Source organism: Paenibacillus woosongensis (genome assembly GCF_030122845.1).
Classification (GTDB): domain Bacteria; phylum Bacillota; class Bacilli; order Paenibacillales; family Paenibacillaceae; genus Fontibacillus; species Fontibacillus woosongensis_A.
Window position 1 is genome coordinate 956,744 of the sequence record NZ_CP126084.1, and the last position, 17,810, is coordinate 974,553.

10 protein-coding genes and 3 rRNA genes are annotated in these 17,810 nt (G+C 50.7%); 12 read left to right on the top strand and 1 reads right to left on the bottom strand.

Annotated elements, in window-relative coordinates:
* The first annotated feature begins 135 nt into the window (after window positions 1–135).
* From QNH46_RS04220 to QNH46_RS04270, 11 genes are all read left to right on the top strand, one after another.
* Window positions 136–1,398, top strand: coding sequence for a hypothetical protein (locus tag QNH46_RS04220; protein WP_283927058.1), 1,263 nt, complete (start codon window positions 136–138; stop codon window positions 1,396–1,398).
* A 100-nt stretch (window positions 1,399–1,498) separates the two neighbouring features.
* The gene (locus QNH46_RS04225; protein ID WP_213595081.1) at window positions 1,499–1,690 is read left to right on the top strand and encodes an LPXTG cell wall anchor domain-containing protein; all 192 of its coding nucleotides are present in this window, start codon (window positions 1,499–1,501) and stop codon (window positions 1,688–1,690) included.
* A 95-nt stretch (window positions 1,691–1,785) separates the two neighbouring features.
* Entirely contained in the window at window positions 1,786–2,163 is a 378-nt protein-coding gene (locus tag QNH46_RS04230; RefSeq protein WP_283927059.1) for a hypothetical protein, read from the top strand.
* On the top strand, window positions 2,160–2,489 hold the full coding sequence (locus QNH46_RS04235; RefSeq protein ID WP_283927060.1) for a class D sortase: 330 nt from the start codon (window positions 2,160–2,162) through the stop codon (window positions 2,487–2,489). The genes QNH46_RS04230 and QNH46_RS04235 overlap by 4 nt, the downstream gene beginning before the upstream one ends.
* A gap of 302 nt (window positions 2,490–2,791) precedes the next feature.
* Window positions 2,792–4,347: ribosomal RNA gene (locus QNH46_RS04240) — 16S ribosomal RNA — on the top strand.
* Between the two features lie 397 nt (window positions 4,348–4,744).
* Window positions 4,745–7,797, top strand: a 23S ribosomal RNA gene (locus tag QNH46_RS04245).
* Window positions 7,798–7,935: 138 nt separating this feature from the next.
* A 5S ribosomal RNA gene (gene rrf, locus QNH46_RS04250) occupies window positions 7,936–8,052 on the top strand.
* The 16S, 23S and 5S rRNA genes sit together here, the layout of an rRNA operon.
* 1,101 nt (window positions 8,053–9,153) lie before the next feature.
* Window positions 9,154–9,321, top strand: a complete 168-nt coding sequence (locus QNH46_RS04255) for a hypothetical protein (protein ID WP_283927061.1) — start codon at window positions 9,154–9,156, stop codon at window positions 9,319–9,321.
* A 37-nt stretch (window positions 9,322–9,358) separates the two neighbouring features.
* On the top strand, window positions 9,359–11,080 hold the full coding sequence (locus QNH46_RS04260; protein WP_283927062.1) for a cache domain-containing sensor histidine kinase: 1,722 nt from the start codon (window positions 9,359–9,361) through the stop codon (window positions 11,078–11,080).
* Window positions 11,081–11,110: 30 nt separating this feature from the next.
* Window positions 11,111–12,529 (top strand): ABC transporter substrate-binding protein, encoded by a 1,419-nt coding sequence (locus tag QNH46_RS04265; protein ID WP_283927063.1) that lies wholly within the window; start codon window positions 11,111–11,113, stop codon window positions 12,527–12,529.
* Entirely contained in the window at window positions 12,489–14,078 is a 1,590-nt protein-coding gene (locus QNH46_RS04270) for a response regulator transcription factor (protein ID WP_283927064.1), read from the top strand. Before QNH46_RS04265 ends, QNH46_RS04270 begins: the two co-directional genes overlap by 41 nt.
* A gap of 93 nt (window positions 14,079–14,171) precedes the next feature.
* On the opposite strand, the gene QNH46_RS04275 is transcribed toward QNH46_RS04270, so the two are convergent.
* Entirely contained in the window at window positions 14,172–14,426 is a 255-nt protein-coding gene (locus QNH46_RS04275; protein WP_283927065.1) for a GlsB/YeaQ/YmgE family stress response membrane protein, read from the bottom strand.
* Window positions 14,427–14,877: 451 nt separating this feature from the next.
* Here QNH46_RS04275 and QNH46_RS04280 point away from each other — a divergent pair, with 451 nt between their 5' ends.
* Window positions 14,878–17,706, top strand: a complete 2,829-nt coding sequence (locus QNH46_RS04280; protein WP_283927066.1) for an alpha-amylase family glycosyl hydrolase — start codon at window positions 14,878–14,880, stop codon at window positions 17,704–17,706.
* Window positions 17,707–17,810: the final 104 nt, after the last annotated feature.

Genomic DNA, 17,810 nt, shown 5'->3' on the forward strand with positions numbered 1-17,810 from the left:
AATGAGGAGCAAAGCCAGAACAGTAATTGCTGCTACGCTTGCTGCAGGTTTGACGATGGGCACGGCGAACACGGCTTTTGCAACGGTAGACGGACTGCAGGAAAATTTGATTACACCTGAGTCCGAAACGTACGAATGGTGTCCAACCCCGACGCCAACGCCGAAGCCAACGCCGACCCCGAAGCCAACGCCGACCCCGAAGCCAACGCCGACCCCAACACCAACGCCGACACCGAAGCCGACGCCGACCCCAACACCAACGAAGACGCCGAAGCCGACGCCGACCCCAACACCGACGAAGACGCCGAAGCCAACGCCGACCCCAACACCAACGCCGACCCCGAAGCCGACGCCGACCCCAACACCAACGAAGACGCCGAAGCCAACGCCGACCCCAACACCAACGAAGACGCCGAAGCCAACGCCGACCCCAACACCAACGCCGACCCCGAAGCCGAAGCCGACCCCAACACCAACGCCGACACCGAAGCCGACGCCGACCCCAACACCAACGCCGACCCCGAAGCCGACGCCGACCCCAACACCAACGCCGACACCGAAGCCGACGCCGACCCCAACACCAACGCCGACCCCGAAGCCGACGCCGACCCCAACACCAACGCCGACCCCGAAGCCAACGCCGACCCCAACACCAACGCCGACCCCGAAGCCGACGCCGACCCCAACACCAACGAAGACACCGAAGCCAACGCCGACCCCAACACCAACGAAGACACCGAAGCCGACGCCGACCCCAACACCAACGCCGACCCCGAAGCCGACGCCGACCCCAACACCAACGAAGACCCCGAAGCCGACGCCGACCCCAACACCAACGCCGACGCCAACACCAACGCCGACACCAGAACCAACGCCGGAACCGACGCCAACACCAACATCGACACCAGAACCAACGCCGGAACCGACGCCAACACCAACGCCGACACCAGAACCAACGCCGGAACCGACGCCAACACCAACATCGACACCAGAACCAACGCCGGAACCGACGCCGACACCAACATCGACACCAGAACCGACGCCGGAACCGACGCCGACCCCAACATCGACACCAGAACCAACGCCAGAACCGACGCCGACCCCAACATCGACACCAGAACCAACGCCAGAACCGACGCCGACCCCAACATCGACACCAGAACCAACGCCAGAACCGACGCCGACCCCAACATCGACACCAGAACCAACGCCAGAACCGACGCCGACACCAACATCGACACCAGAACCAACGCCAGAACCGACGCCGACCCCAACATCGACACCAGAACCAACGCCAGAACCGACGCCAACACCAACATCGACACCAGAACCAACGCCGAGATCTACATCTACTCCGTCATCGGGCTCCAGAGGGTATGTCTATATACTGACTCCTAGCCCAACGCCATCACCGACACCATCGCCAAGCCCTAGTCCAACGCCGACCGCAAGCGTTAGCCCAACCCCGGTTCCAACAACAGCGCCAGTTCAGGATATCTTGCTACCGGAAGCCGAGCCGGAAGATCAACCGCCTTCTAGTAAGCCAGAAAAAACAGAAAAAATTGACGATGTTTCCGTATCCACGCTACCAAAAACCGGGGAAGCAAGCTCCTTGCCATATTATATCGCTGGTCTTGGTTCGGTCATTGTTGGATTCTTTTTAAGAAGAAAAAGCAAAAAATCCAGTTAACCGATTTCTGAAGAAGTAAGGAGGTTATCCTCTTTACTTCTTTATTTTGAAGTAGAAATATGAATAAACGCCTCTTTGCGATGAAGGAGAGTATTATGAAGAAAGTGATTCCCTATGCACTCATTGTCCTCGGCCTGCTTGTTATGCTGTATCCGAAAGCAAACGAATATTACGAGAATGCTCAAACACAAGAACTTTTACAAGCGATAAATAGTAGTGCAAAATCAGGATATAGTGATACAGAGATTGATTCGAGGCTTTTATCAGAATATAAGGATGTTTCTCGAACACTGGAGGAAATGCCGTATTTAGAAGATACCGGGGATAATGTAAATGAACAAATATCTCACAGCGAGCATAAAAAAGCTGCTTCAAGCAGTGAAACAAATAGTAAGAAAGCGATCGCGGTTATTAAAATTGCTAAAATAAAATTAAATCTTCCCGTCTTAGAGGGGCTACCCAGACCAATATGAAATACGCGGCCGCTCATTTAAAAGAGACGGATCCAATAGGAGAGAGTGGTAATGCGGCAATTGCGGCCCATCGGGCCAGAACTAAGGGTAGACTGTTTAATCGTCTTAATGAAATAGAGGTTGGGGACGAAATTGTTGTCGAGGTTGGAAGTAAGGGTTACGTGTATGAAACCGACAAGATCTCGATCGTAAAGCCTACAGATGTTTCTGTTCTAAAAAGAGATCCTGACAATAAAGCGGTACTTACATTAATAACATGCGATCCATTAGTTAATCCTACGCATCGGCTAATTGTTAGGGCACAACTAAAGGAAACTATACTTTAGGGAAGACCACAATTTTCTAATTGTTTTTGTGGAGGAATTCTGATATATTAATAACTACCGTTTCACGGAGCACTATCGATTTAAAACATATACTTTTTCGAAAAAAGTGCTTGCTATTTAAAAAGAAACGTGATATATTATAAAAGTTGCCGCTGAAACAACGGCGACACGCAAAACAAGGTTGATCTTTGAAAACTGAACAACGAGTGAGCGGGTTTCACGGAAGTGAAATCTAAATAATAGAGTCAGATGCAAATCTGATCTCGTCAGATTCAAAATGAGCAAGTCAAACTTTAACACCTTTATTGGAGAGTTTGATCCTGGCTCAGGACGAACGCTGGCGGCGTGCCTAATACATGCAAGTCGAGCGGAGTTATTTTGGAAGCTTGCTTCCGAAATAACTTAGCGGCGGACGGGTGAGTAATACGTAGGCAACCTGCCTGTAAGACTGGGATAACTGCCGGAAACGGTAGCTAATACCGGATAAATCATTTCACCGCATGGTGGAGTGCTGAAAGACGGAGCAATCTGTCACTTACAGATGGGCCTACGGCGCATTAGCTAGTTGGTGGGGTAATGGCCTACCAAGGCGACGATGCGTAGCCGGCCTGAGAGGGTGAACGGCCACACTGGGACTGAGACACGGCCCAGACTCCTACGGGAGGCAGCAGTAGGGAATCTTCCGCAATGGACGAAAGTCTGACGGAGCAACGCCGCGTGAGTGATGAAGGTTTTCGGATCGTAAAGCTCTGTTGCCAGGGAAGAATGTCTTGGAGAGTAACTGCTCTGAGAGTGACGGTACCTGAGAAGAAAGCCCCGGCTAACTACGTGCCAGCAGCCGCGGTAATACGTAGGGGGCAAGCGTTGTCCGGAATTATTGGGCGTAAAGCGCGCGCAGGCGGTCATTTAAGTCTGGTGTATAAACTCGGGGCTCAACTCCGAGTCGCACTGGAAACTGGGTGACTTGAGTGCAGAAGAGGAGAGTGGAATTCCACGTGTAGCGGTGAAATGCGTAGAGATGTGGAGGAACACCAGTGGCGAAGGCGACTCTCTGGGCTGTAACTGACGCTGAGGCGCGAAAGCGTGGGTAGCAAACAGGATTAGATACCCTGGTAGTCCACGCCGTAAACGATGAATGCTAGGTGTTAGGGGTTTCGATACCCTTGGTGCCGAAGTTAACACATTAAGCATTCCGCCTGGGGAGTACGGTCGCAAGACTGAAACTCAAAGGAATTGACGGGGACCCGCACAAGCAGTGGAGTATGTGGTTTAATTCGAAGCAACGCGAAGAACCTTACCAGGTCTTGACATCCCTCTGACCGGCGCAGAGATGTGCCTTTCCTTCGGGACAGAGGAGACAGGTGGTGCATGGTTGTCGTCAGCTCGTGTCGTGAGATGTTGGGTTAAGTCCCGCAACGAGCGCAACCCTTAGGTTTAGTTGCCAGCACATGAAGGTGGGCACTCTAGATCGACTGCCGGTGACAAACCGGAGGAAGGTGGGGATGACGTCAAATCATCATGCCCCTTATGACCTGGGCTACACACGTACTACAATGGCCAGTACAACGGGAAGCGAAACCGCGAGGTGGAGCGAATCCTATCAAAGCTGGTCTCAGTTCGGATTGCAGGCTGCAACTCGCCTGCATGAAGTCGGAATTGCTAGTAATCGCGGATCAGCATGCCGCGGTGAATACGTTCCCGGGTCTTGTACACACCGCCCGTCACACCACGAGAGTTTACAACACCCGAAGTCGGTGAGGTAACCGCAAGGGGCCAGCCGCCGAAGGTGGGGTAGATGATTGGGGTGAAGTCGTAACAAGGTAGCCGTATCGGAAGGTGCGGCTGGATCACCTCCTTTCTATGGAGAATCGTCTTCTGTAACGAAGACATTCAAATATTACGGACGACGAAAGTCGCCGGATGCTCACTCGTTGGTCAGTTTTGAGAGTTCAACTCTCAAGCTTATCTTCCAACACTTACCGTTGAAACGGAAAGCTGAAAGATGATAAGATATTCTTCCGCCAGTCAAATGGCGAAAGAAACTTGATCCTTGAAAACTGGATAACGAAACGAAATTTGCGTTTTAGAAAATTCCTTTTAGCTGAAACTTGTGTCTAACAAGTTTTGAATTAAAAGTGGCTAGCGTAGGTTTTGAGACTGGAGATCCTTTGTGAGACGATTTCTCCCTTGTATGAATTTACTTGATCAAGAAATCGGCGAACAACAGAGCGCCAGGCGCAAAACCGAAGCATTATGGTTAAGCTACTAAGAGCACACGGAGGATGCCTAGGCGCTAGGAGCCGAAGAAGGACGTGGCGAACAACGAAACTGCCTCGGGGAGCTGTAAGCAAGCTTTGATCCGGGGGTGTCCGAATGGGGAAACCCGGCTGTGTTCATACGCAGTCACTCACATCTGAATACATAGGGTGTGAAGAGGCATACCAGGGGAACTGAAACATCTAAGTACCCTGAGGAAGAGAAAACAAAAGTGATTCCGTCAGTAGCGGCGAGCGAACGCGGATTAGCCTAAACCAGGGAGCTTGCTCTCTGGGGTTGTGGGACGTCTCACATGGAGTTACAAAGGAACCGATTAGACGAACAGGTCTGGAAAGGCCGGCCATAGAAGGTAAAAGCCCTGTAATCGAAAGTCTGTTCCCTCCGAGACGGATCCCGAGTAGTGCGGGGCACGTGAAACCCCGTATGAATCTGCCAGGACCATCTGGTAAGGCTAAATACTCCCTAGCGACCGATAGTGAAGCAGTACCGTGAGGGAAAGGTGAAAAGCACCCCGGGAGGGAGTGAAAAAGAACCTGAAACCGTGTGCTTACAAGAAGTCAGAGCCCTATTTATGGGTGATGGCGTGCCTTTTGTAGAATGAACCGGCGAGTTACGTTCCCGTGCAAGGTTAAGGTGAAGAGCCGAAGCCGCAGCGAAAGCGAGTCTGAATAGGGCGATTGAGTACGTGGACGTAGACCCGAAACCGGGTGATCTACCCCTGTCCAGGGTGAAGGTGCGGTAACACGCACTGGAGGCCCGAACCCACGTATGTTGAAAAATGCGGGGATGAGGTGGGGGTAGCGGAGAAATTCCAATCGAACTCGGAGATAGCTGGTTCTCCCCGAAATAGCTTTAGGGCTAGCCTCGGTGAATAGAGTCGTGGAGGTAGAGCACTGATTGGGTGCGGGGCCCGCCAAGGGTTACCAAGCTCAGTCAAACTCCGAATGCCATAGACTTATAACCGGGAGTCAGACAGTGAGTGCTAAGATCCATTGTCAAGAGGGAAACAGCCCAGACCATCAGCTAAGGTCCCCAAGTGTGTGTTAAGTGGGAAAGGATGTGGAGTTGCACAGACAACCAGGATGTTGGCTTAGAAGCAGCCACCATTTAAAGAGTGCGTAATAGCTCACTGGTCGAGTGACTCTGCGCCGAAAATGTAACGGGGCTAAACACACCACCGAAGCTATGGCTTGAATCGACTTCACTGCTTCTTTGAAGCGGTGTTGCCTGAGACATTTTTGCCGAAAGCAACCTTTGAAATCATTCATGGGTTTCGGCCAAATGCTCCAGGGGTTAAACCCATCACTTCGAAGCTGGAGTGAAGTCGATTCAGGGGTAGGGGAGCGTTGTATGCGGATTGAAGTTGGACCGGAAGGACTGGTGGACTGCATACAAGTGAGAATGCCGGTATGAGTAACGAAAAGATCAGTGAGAATCTGATCCGCCGAAAGCCCAAGGTTTCCTGAGGAAGGTTCGTCCGCTCAGGGTAAGTCGGGACCTAAGGCGAGGCCGAAAGGCGTAGTCGAAGGACAACAGGTTGAAATTCCTGTACCACCGTAATCCGTTATGAGCGATGGGGTGACGCAGTAGGGTAGTGACGCGAGCTGATGGATGCTCGTCCAAGCAGTGAGGCTGATGTGTAGGCAAATCCGCACATCGTTAAGGCTGGGCTGTGATGGGGAGGGAAAATTTACAGTACCGAAGGTCATGATCTCACACTGCCAAGAAAAGCCTCTAGCCAGGAGAAGGTGCCCGTACCGCAAACCGACACAGGTAGGCGAGAAGAGAATTCTAAGGCGCGCGGAAGAACTCTCGTTAAGGAACTCGGCAAAATGACCCCGTAACTTTGGGAGAAGGGGTGCCCCGGTAGTGTGAATAGCACGAGGGGGCCGCAGTGAAAAGGCCCAAGCGACTGTTTAGCAAAAACACAGGTCTGTGCGAAGCCGTAAGGCGAAGTATACGGGCTGACGCCTGCCCGGTGCTGGAAGGTTAAGGGGAGCGGTTAGGGGTAACCCGAAGCTGTGAACCGAAGCCCCAGTAAACGGCGGCCGTAACTATAACGGTCCTAAGGTAGCGAAATTCCTTGTCAGGTAAATTCTGACCCGCACGAATGGCGTAACGACTTGGGCGCTGTCTCAACGAGAGATCCGGTGAAATTTTAATACCTGTGAAGATGCAGGTTACCCGCGACAAGACGGAAAGACCCCATGGAGCTTTACTACAGCTTGATATTGAACTTTGATGCGATTTGTACAGGATAGGTGGGAGCCTAGGAATCCGGAGCGCCAGCTTCGGTGGAGGCGCCGTTGGGATACCACCCTGATCGTATCGAAGTTCTAACCTGGGACCGTGATCCGGTTCGGGGACAGTGTCAGGTGGGTAGTTTGACTGGGGCGGTCGCCTCCTAAAGAGTAACGGAGGCGCCCCAAGGTTCCCTCAGAATGGTTGGAAATCATTCGTAGAGTGCAAAGGCAAAGGGAGCTTGACTGCGAGACTGACAAGTCGAGCAGGGACGAAAGTCGGGCTTAGTGATCCGGTGGTACCGCATGGAAGGGCCATCGCTCAACGGATAAAAGCTACCCTGGGGATAACAGGCTTATCTCCCCAAGAGTCCACATCGACGGGGAGGTTTGGCACCTCGATGTCGGCTCATCGCATCCTGGGGCTGAAGTAGGTCCCAAGGGTTGGGCTGTTCGCCCATTAAAGCGGTACGCGAGCTGGGTTCAGAACGTCGTGAGACAGTTCGGTCCCTATCTGTCGTGGGCGTAGGAAATTTGAGAGGAGCTGTCCTTAGTACGAGAGGACCGGGATGGACGCACCGCTGGTGTACCAGTTGTTCCGCCAGGAGCATAGCTGGGTAGCTACGTGCGGATGGGATAAACGCTGAAAGCATCTAAGCGTGAAGCCCTCCTCAAGATGAGATTTCCCAATTTAGTAAGACCCCTTGAAGACGACGAGGTTGATAGGCCTGAGGTGGAAGTGCAGCAATGTATGGAGCTGACAGGTACTAATCGGTCGAGGGCTTATCCAAACTTTACCCCAAAAAGTGAAGCGGAGGCTTCGAAGAGTATACCGAATACTTTTCGGGGGCCCCGGTGAACCAAGTAAGGGCTAACACGCAAATGAAGTTTCGTATCCAGTTTTCAGGTGATCAAGTCATCTGAACACGTTTGGTGGCAATGGCGGAGGGGTTCCACACGTACCCATCTCGAACACGACCGTTAAGCCCTCCAGCGCCGATGGTACTTGGACCGCAGGGTCCTGGGAGAGTAGGACGTCGCCAAGCAACTGAAAAAGCACTGTTGATCCAAAGATCAGCAGTGCTTTTTTGTTTTTCTAAGTGCTGTTTGTATTGCATCAAAACACGTTCTTACGGACAAGAGATCCGCTATTTGCTGTTTTTATGTGAAATCGGCAAGCCAACGGACTCAGAAGGCGCTATTCAGTGGAAATAGCCGTCGAAGCCATGGATTTTACATCAATAGGCTCCCTTGTGTCCGTTAGGTTCAGAAAAAGCAGCATTTATTCGAGATAGCGGAACTAAGGTCCGTAAGAGATCAGCAGAACTAGAGACAGCAAAAAGACAACCTGTACTTGATTAACCGCCGTCTTTACCTGAATTACGGACAAGAGATCCGCTATTTGCTGTTTTTATGTGAAATCGGCAAGCCAACGGACACAGAAGGCGCTATTCAGTGGAAATATTCGTCGAAGCCATGGATTTTACAACAATAGAATCCCTTGTGTCCGTTAGGTTCAGAAAAAGCAGCATTTATTCGAGATAGCGGAACTAAGGTCCGTAAGAGATCAGCAGAACTAGGGACAGCAAAAAGACAACCTGTACTTGATTAACCGCCGTCTTTACCTGAATTACGGACAAGAGATTCGCTATTTGCTGTTTTTATGTGAAATCGGCAAGCCAACGGACACAGAAGGCGCTATTCAGTGGAAATAGCCGTCGAAGCCATGGATTTTACATCAATAGGCTCCCTTGTGTCCGTTAGGTTCAGAAAAAGCAGCATTTATTCGAGATAGCGGAACTAAGGTCCGTAAGAGATCAGCAGAACTAGAGACAGCAAAAAGACAACCTGTACTTGATTAACCGCCGTCTTTACCTGAATAATGCTGTAACAGGGTGTATCGTATGCAGTATGTGAAACTTTATTCTAAGCAATCAGAAGAATATCAACCATAAATCGCAATATTGCTACCTCAAAATTGTTTCCTGAATTCGATAGACTTACGATGTAAGCCTATACATTTAGAAAGGGGTCATTACTTCTATGTCGCCGTAGCGCTTTTCTTCAGCGCAATGTTCGGCAACAACAAAGGAGGTTAAACGGCTGCTAAACTGCATGGGGCTGAAGTGCATGGCCTTCAACTCGGAATGGTGGACGTATGGTGTCGATTTCAGAATGATGATGTCGGCGACTTTTACCACGAAGCCGCTTCCGCTTCTCGTCGTATTTTGCTGTTCACTCGTTGGGTTAATGCGGGACTTACTTCAGAGGCGATCAAAAAGCTAGCAAGGAATATTGAATACGATGAAGAATAATACAGTTAGAAGATGTTGGAGGAGGCCACCAAAGTACATGAAGCTCCGTCGAAAAATCTTGCTGGCCATTATACTTCTCGTGTTCATTCCGGTTATACTGATGGGCGGTGTGTCGTATTACAGCTTCGCGAACGCTATGGAGAAGAAGTCCAGTCATTTCTATTGGATTTCCTTGCTGGAGAGCGACCGGAAGCTGAAATTTGCGCTGAATGAAATAACGACTATTTCGAATTCGGCTATTACTCAGGATGTGATTCAGCAAACGCTGAAGGTGCCGGAGACAGGAGTAAGCTACGAGAACAAGCAAGAGATAAGCAAACTGTTCAATCATCCGATGATTACTTCGTTCGCATTGTATACCGAACATCAATTGCTCTACAGTTCTAATGAATCCATGGCATTTCAGGAGCTGGATCAACAGAGCTGGTACGAGAAGATGAAATCGGCCGAAGGAAGACCGGTGTGGATCGGACCTGGGGAGAACGGTTCGGTCCCAACGGGGAAACCGGTACTTATCCAGGCCAGGCTAATTAAAGATTATTATTCACTAGAGGATATTGGGGCACTCGTGATATATATCAAACCGGACATTCTGGATCAGGTGTTCTGGGAAGCAGCAACGCTGAAGCAAGGAGATATACTGCTGGTGAATACGCAGGGGAATATCGTATTTGACAAGTCTGGTGAGCATATCGGGGAACAGACTTCATTTCCCTTCCTTTCGGATGGCTATTCTAACAGCAAAGGTTATTATGTGGATAAGTATCTTGGAGAGAAATCGCTGATTACCTATCTGCCCTCTCATAATAAAGACTGGGTTTTGGTAGCGATTACACCGTTTAAACTGATAGCCTCGGAGTCTATGTCGATCCGCAATATCGCCGTGATTCTCGTCCTGGTATCTTTGGTATCGGCGTTTTTGTTTGACCGTTTTTTTGTGCGCAGGCTGGTCAGCAGCATCATTAGCGTCGTAAACGGTATGAAGCGAGTGCAGCAAGGGATTTTCGTGCCGATTACGGCTGGACTTCCCGCGGATGACGAGCGTGATTTGCTGGTGGATGGCTTTAATCGGATGAGCACGCAAATTGACGAGTTAATCGAGCAGGTCGGTACGGAGCAGAACCGCAAGAAAGAAGCGGAGCTGCAGGCATTAGTTGCGCAGATCAACCCGCATTTCATTTACAACTCCCTGGAATCTATCAATTCCATGGCTGTACTGCAGGGGAACAAAAGCATCAGCAAAATGGTTGTTTCTCTCGGCAAGCTGCTGCGGATCAGCATCAGCGAGAATCAGGAGCTGATTCCGCTGCAGATGGAAATGGAGCATGTCCGGCATTATATGGATATTCAAAAATTCCGCTTTGAGGATAAGTTTGCTTATGACATGCAACTATCGGATGAGTTGAAATACTATAAGACACAAAAGCTAATCGTTCAGCCTATTGTCGAAAACGCGCTATACCATGCAATCGAGCCGATGGAGGGCAGCGGATTGATCACGATCCGGGCGGAGGAGCAGGGCAGTGATATTTTCATCTACGTTATGGATAACGGACTTGGATTTAATCCGGATACACTGCAGAAGATGTGGAGCAAGGACTGGGGCAAGCTGAAAAAATACCGGGAAAACGGTGTAGGCCTTAAAAATGTGCATGAACGCCTGCGCATCCGGTTTGGCGGACATTACGGCATCATGATATGTTCTTCCTCGGGATTCGGATCTACGATTCGAATCCGGATACCTAAGATTGTTTCATAAAATAATGATAGGTAAACAGGGGGGATCATGATGAAATGGCTGTTAAATTGGGGCTGGATGCTGCTGTATGTTCTCGTTCTCGGCGTATCGGTTCTCCTGATTACGGCGGGCAATCGCGATCCGATTGAGGAGAATCAGAGCGATAAGATTACGCTTACCTTTCGCCACTTCTGGACGAAGGAGCATGACCGGCCGATGCTGAGCATTTTTGAGGACGTAGTGGCGGACTATCAGAAGCACCACCCAAATGTTAAGGTGAATTTCGAAGGGATGGATCAGACTACGCATCGCGAACAGCAGTTGAAGAGCGAAATGGTGACGGGGACGCCTCCGGATATGTTCGTCTTATTCGGAGGGGCTGAAATCGAACCGTACGTCCGGGCGAACCGGTTGATGGATTTGAGCCAGTTTGTACAGGAACGGGGACTTCAGGGACAGTTTCGCGACCTGCAGTTGTGGACCTTCGACGGCCGCGTTTACGGGCTGCCGATTGAAGGCAATGCGGAGCCTTTATATTATAATAAGACAATATTCGAGTCGCTTGATCTTGAGGCTCCAAGCACGCTGGCCGAATTGGACCATGTCATCCAGGTGCTGAGGGATAACGGTTATATTCCGTTTGCGCTAGGTAATGAAGACCGCTGGCCAGCGGCGATATTCGCCCATTACCTTATGGATCGCTACGCAGGGCCTGAACTGATTCAGGCGCTGTCGCAGGGCGAAGAGGGCTATGATTTCCGGAACGATAAATATTTGCAGGCCTATGAACATCTGGCCGATTGGGTCGAGGCAGGAGCTTTTACTTCCTCGGCTAACGGCTATACCACAGAAGAGGCGATCGCCCAGTTTACAACAGGCCGGGCTGCCATGTATTTGAACGGGAACTGGGATATCAATCTGTTTCGCCGCAGCGGCGTGATGGACGATTCTGCATTAAGCTTTCAAGAGGAGGTCGGCGTCATCCCATTCCCAGGGATGCGGCTTGGAGCAATGAGATCGGTCGCAGGCGGGTATACGATCGGCATCGGGCTGTCGTCCAATTTGGACGATGCGAAGAAGGAGGCCGCGCTAGATTTGCTAGAGGGCTTCTATACCAAGGAAATACAGAGCCGTATCGTGTATGAGGGGCTGCGTCTGCCGTCGATCAAGCTGAGCTTTGATCCCGAAAAGACAGGTCCGGTTTTTGCACAGGTCATTACCTTGATGGAGCAGAGTACGCAAAGTTTCGTACCGTATGATAATATTTTGTCGCCAGAAGTCAAAAGGTCCTTCCTGAAGGGCGTAAAGGAAATGATTGGCAGCCAGTTGGACGCGAAGGAAGCATTGGAGGAATTGCAGCATAGCTCTACGTTTTATTGGAACCAGCGAAGAAGCTCTTTACCCTTTAAGAATTCAGGAGGTGCCACGAATGGGGTCGACGGAAGAGAAGTACAGGGTGATTCTGGTTGATGATGAGCCTATTATTCTGCGCAGTTTGAAGGCAGCCATACCTTGGGAAGAACTTCGCTTGGAAATTGCCGGGGAGGCAAGGAACGGGGAGCAGGCTCTTCAACTGGTGCGCGAGACAGCACCGCATATGATTATTAGCGACATCCGCATGCCCGGGAAAGACGGAATCGCTCTGATGAAGGAGGTATTGGCCGAGAACCCGCAGAGATTGTTCATCTTCATCAGCGGTTACGGTGAATTTGAGTATGCAAGAGAGGCGCTGCGCGAGGGGGCTTTTGACTACTTGCTGAAGCCGATCGATCATGATGAATTGATTGAAATGATTGCGCGGGCCAAGAAGCATCTTAACAAGCAGCAGGAAAACGACAAGCTCCTCCATTCGGTTCAGGTGTTATCTTTGCTTGCTAGGGAGAGGCTGTTTGCCGAGTTGATCGAAGGGAATCAAAGTCCGCTGCAGCATATGCGCTGGCTGGAGAACAGCGAGCTGGAACAGGGATATTTCATGGCCGTCGTTCAGTTGGATCATTATGTGAAGCTTAATGAGCAGTGGAGCAGCGAAGAGAAATCCCTTTGGCTGTTCGCGATCCGCAACATCGTTAGCGAATGGTCGCTGAATCAGGGAGGGCTCGCGGCATTTCCTTTTCATAGCGGCGAATGGGTTATCTTATTCCCCAACAAGCTCAGTGAGCGAAAAACAAGCTTAGGCCATGATTTGATCCGCCAAATCAAGGTGAATACGAAGCTGTCCTGTTCTACGGGCTTCAGTCCAAGCTTAATTGGCATTAATCACTTGAACGAAGCCTACCAGATGGCGGCCAAGGCCTTGTACCAGCGCTTCTATTCCGGGGAAGAGGGGGTATACGTCTACTCGGTCAGCGACGAGACAGCCATTGCTTCTGAAGTAAAGTATCCGAAGAAGCTTGAAGAATCGCTGCTGGAATGCGTCCGTAAGCTAGACCGCCAGCGGATGCAGCAGCTCTTTGATGAGATGAAAGGTGAATTCGAGGATCAGGCATTAACGAAGGGTCAGGCAGAGCGCATGATCGTTGAGCTGACGATCGTGCTGTACCGGCAATTCGAAGCGATGAACCTGACGCTGGAGTGGTCGTTGGAAGGGTTGCTGCAGGAGATTCACGCTGCACCAACGCTCAGCGAGATGATGTCTGTCTTGAAGAACTGCTTCGGCGAGTGGATCCTGCACGGCAAGGACAATGATTCGCGTGGGGATGTTCAGGCCGTTATTGCCAAGGCGACCTCGTATATTACTAACAATTATCATAAAGATTTAAGCATTGAAGAGGTCTGCGAAGTGGCCGAGCTGAGCATTAGTCATTTCTGCATGCTATTCAAGCAGGAGACGGGGTATACCTTCCTGGAATATTTGACGAAGTGCCGCATCGATAAGGCTAAGTTTATTTTGCAGAATACAAACGTCAAGGTATATCAAGTAGCTCCGCTGGTCGGTTATCAGGACCCCCGGTATTTTAGCCAGGTATTCAAGAAAATAACGGGGAAAACTCCTTCTGAATATCGGGAAGAGGCCAGTTAAGATGAGTGCAGACTAGGGAGCTTTGAGACAAGGACGGCCGGAAAATCCGGTCGTCCTTGTAGGATTGAGCTATCTTTTTTTAGAACTGCTTCACTAGCGATTCCGCTGCATGGAGCCCATAATCAGACTGACGATGAAAACAAGGAGGATCGCTCCAGTCAACGCCGGGACAAAGTAGAAGTTGCCAATCACCGGCCCCCAGTTGCCAAGAATCAGGCTGCCGAGCCATGCTCCGATAAACCCGGCAATAATGTTGCCGATCACACCCCCGGGGACATCCCTCCCCATAATCAATCCTGCGAGCCAGCCAATCACACCACCGATAATTAATGACCATAAGAAACCCATTCTTATCACCTCTATGTTTGGATTAGCTTGTCTGTCTACTATTAACCACCTCCGTCGATTTTAAACATGATGACACTCTTTTTAGCTTGAATTTGGGGTAGCCCTATAATGATATTTTTGAAATATTCATTTTTTTGTTAAAAAGGGTTGTTAAACAGGCAGCTGATCTGGTAAAATCCAACACAACAACTACCAAAAACAAGTAAAACTAGCATTGTTTTTATTGAAAGCACTTACATCATGAAGATTGTAATGGAGTTGATGTTAGGCAAAAGGAGGTAATGCTTTTTGGCGCAAAATACAAACGTTTGCACTGATCGAGAGTAATGGTTGTCAGAGTTGAAATGGGGAAGTTTTGTCTTTTGTGCAAACATTTGCACGAAAAGAAGGTGAAAGAAACTACTGCAGGCTGGTGCTGAAAGTTTAGTTTATGAGATTAGGAGGAGAAGTCGTGTATAGACAAGCCCGAAAGTTTATTGCCTTATGGTTGAGCATTATTTTTGTGGCAACTTCGCTTTTTATGAATCCTTTAGCGGCGGTAAAGGCCGAATATGTCCCGGAGCTGCCGCAGCTCCAAGCTGCCAATGAATCGATCGTGCCGCTGGCTGCTGCAAGCGCCGCCGCGAAGGCAGATGCTGCAGAGCTGCAGAGCGGGAGTTTTAGCTGGGATAATGCAAACGTTTACTTTGTACTGACGGATCGGTTCCTGGATGGGGATTCAAGCAATAATAATTCCTATGGACGTCCGCAGCGGGACGCTACCGGGAAAAATATCGGCACGTTTCACGGAGGGGATTTGAAGGGCTTGACCCAAAAGCTCCAGGAGGGCTATTTTACCGATTTAGGCACGAATGTGCTTTGGATTTCTGCACCTTATGAGCAAATGCACGGATGGGTCGGGGGAGGCAACGGCGGGGATTTTGCCCATTACGGCTACCATGGTTACTATGCGCTTGATTATACGATGATGGATCGCAATATGGGGACGGTCAGCGATATGCGGGAGTTTGTGGATTTGGCGCATTCGCAGGGCATTCGCGTCGTATTGGACGTCGTTCTGAATCATCCTGGTTATTCTACTCTGAAGGATATGGAGGAATACGGCTTCGGGGCAAGAAACGGCATCGGTGCCGGCTGGACGCCAGGCAGCGGCCAAACCTGGCATAGCTTTCATGATCAGATCGATTATAATAACGCTTCCGCTTGGGCGGGCTGGTGGGGCAGCTGGGTCCGGGCCGGCATCGCAGGGTATGAGAATTGCGGCGGCAGCGATTTAACCCAGTGCGTAGGGAACCTGCCTGATTTCCGAACAAATGTGAATAGCAGCGTAGGGCTTGCTCCTATTTTGAGGACGAAATGGGCCAAGGAAACAACCGGGCATGATGCTTGGATTGTGCCGGCGGCCTCAGGTTTGCGAAAGGATCTTGGTATAGCACCAGCCGATCATATCGTGAAAATGCTTGCCGCCTGGGTGGAGGAGTTTGGGATTGACGGCTTCCGGGCGGATACGGCCAAGCATGTGGAGCTCAGCCGCTGGCAGCAATTGAAGAACGAGAGCAGCGCAGCGCTGCAGAGATGGAGGCTGAACAACCCGGACAAGCCGGGAGCGGATTGGAAGGACAGCTTCTGGATGACTGGAGAGGTATGGGGGCATGGCGTCGGCAAAAGTGAATACTTTAGCTACGGCTTCGATTCAGTCATTAATTTCAGCTTCCAGGACAGCAATCTGAGCGCCTTGGAGGGCACTTATGCCGAATATGCCTCCAAGATCAACAGCGACCCGAATTTCAATGTGCTGAGCTACATTTCATCGCATGATACCCGTTTATATGACCGCAGCAGGCTGATTCAGGCGGGCAGCGCTCTGCTGCTGCTGCCGGGCGGAGTCCAAACGTTCTACGGGGATGAGGCGGCCAGAGCGTTTGGCGATACCGGTTCGGACCCGCAGCAAGGAACCCGTTCCTCCATGAATTGGAACAGCCTGAATCAGGACGTCCTGTCGCATTGGCAGAAGGTCGGGCAATTCCGAAACCGCCACCTTGCGATCGGAGCTGGCAGCCATGCCAAAATCGCAGATGCTCCCTATACGTTCAAACGATCGTATTCGAAGAACGGCATCGAGGATCAAGTCGTTGTCGTGATGGGCGCTTCAGGAACGACGAAGGTAAATGTATCGTCGGCGTTCGCCGACGGCAGCACGGTGCGGGATGTCTACACGGGGAATGAAGCCGTCGTATCCGGCGGGTTCGCTACATTTACTGCACATGCAGGCGGCCTGATTCTGATTGAGCAGGCGGCGGAGTCGGGTCTGCCTGCGGTGTCCGCATCGCCTGCGGGAGGAAGCTTCAAAACAGATAGCTTAACGGTTACGCTCCATGTCAAAAAAGCGGAGTCCGGAAAATATACGCTGGATGGCAGTAACCCTTCACAGGGCATTCCATATACAGATGGTACGGTAATTACAATCGGGAACGGTATGGAGTTCGACGAATCCGTCAAATTGCGGCTGTATGCCGTGAACGGGGAAGGGTCTTCCGTACAGGAATACAGCTTTACGAAGAAAAATCCCGACGCCGGACTGACGGTTTATTTCAAGAAGCCGGCGGATTGGGGCGCGCCTTCCCTGTACTACTATAACACGTCGCCTAAGGCAAGCGAGCCGACATGGGCTACATCCCCGGCAATGACAAGGGTTTCGGGTGATTGGTATTCCTATAGAATCGCAGGCGTGGATAGCGCAACAGTCATTTTCAAAGATAGTTCGGGCAAACAGAACCCGGGCCAGAACCAGCCGGGATTCATCCGCACTTCAGACGGCTGGTATGACGGTCAGCAGTGGCATGACTCAAATCCGGACGGGACGGGTAATCCGGGAACGGGGGGAAACAAGGTCACGATCTACTATAAACATGGCTTCACCGCGCCGTATATTCATTATCGCCCTGAAGGAGGAACTTGGACGGCAGTTCCGGGCTTAGCGATGGAAGCCTCCGAGGTGGCGGGCTATAGCAAATACACCGTAGATATTGGAACCGCATCCCGCCTTGAGGCCTGCTTCACGGATGGCAAAGGCAGCTGGGACAGCAACAATATGAATAACTATTTCTTTGCAGCGGGAACGTGGACGTATAGCGGAAACGGACAAATTACAGCGGGGGCTCCGGCAGCTGCAAGGTCTGCGAATGTAATGTATCTTGCGCCAGGGGCAGAGAATTCTTCATTGACAGAGGAGGAGCCCTTACCGGAAGAAGCTTCGCAGGAAGGTGCGGAGGCAGCTTAAATAAGCAGGCAATTATTAATAGAAAATTAAAATAGAGGAATGCCCCGGGCATCTTATGATGCCGGGGCATTCTGTTGTATGGGAGCTATGGAGTTGAGCGAAGT

What these genes read in the sequence shown, in the direction of transcription:
- QNH46_RS04275 (WP_283927065.1), bottom strand. Translation starts at nt 14,426, where the DNA reads ATGGGTTTCTTATGGTCATTAATTATCGGTGGTGTGATTGGCTGGCTC.
- QNH46_RS04255 (WP_283927061.1), top strand. Translation starts at nt 9,154, where the DNA reads ATGGTGGACGTATGGTGTCGATTTCAGAATGATGATGTCGGCGACTTT.
- QNH46_RS04230 (WP_283927059.1), top strand. Translation starts at nt 1,786, where the DNA reads ATGAAGAAAGTGATTCCCTATGCACTCATTGTCCTCGGCCTGCTTGTT.
- QNH46_RS04260 (WP_283927062.1), top strand. Translation starts at nt 9,359, where the DNA reads ATGAAGCTCCGTCGAAAAATCTTGCTGGCCATTATACTTCTCGTGTTC.
- QNH46_RS04235 (WP_283927060.1), top strand. Translation starts at nt 2,160, where the DNA reads ATGAAATACGCGGCCGCTCATTTAAAAGAGACGGATCCAATAGGAGAG.
- QNH46_RS04265 (WP_283927063.1), top strand. Translation starts at nt 11,111, where the DNA reads ATGAAATGGCTGTTAAATTGGGGCTGGATGCTGCTGTATGTTCTCGTT.
- QNH46_RS04220 (WP_283927058.1), top strand. Translation starts at nt 136, where the DNA reads ATGGTGTCCAACCCCGACGCCAACGCCGAAGCCAACGCCGACCCCGAA.
- QNH46_RS04270 (WP_283927064.1), top strand. Translation starts at nt 12,489, where the DNA reads ATGGGGTCGACGGAAGAGAAGTACAGGGTGATTCTGGTTGATGATGAG.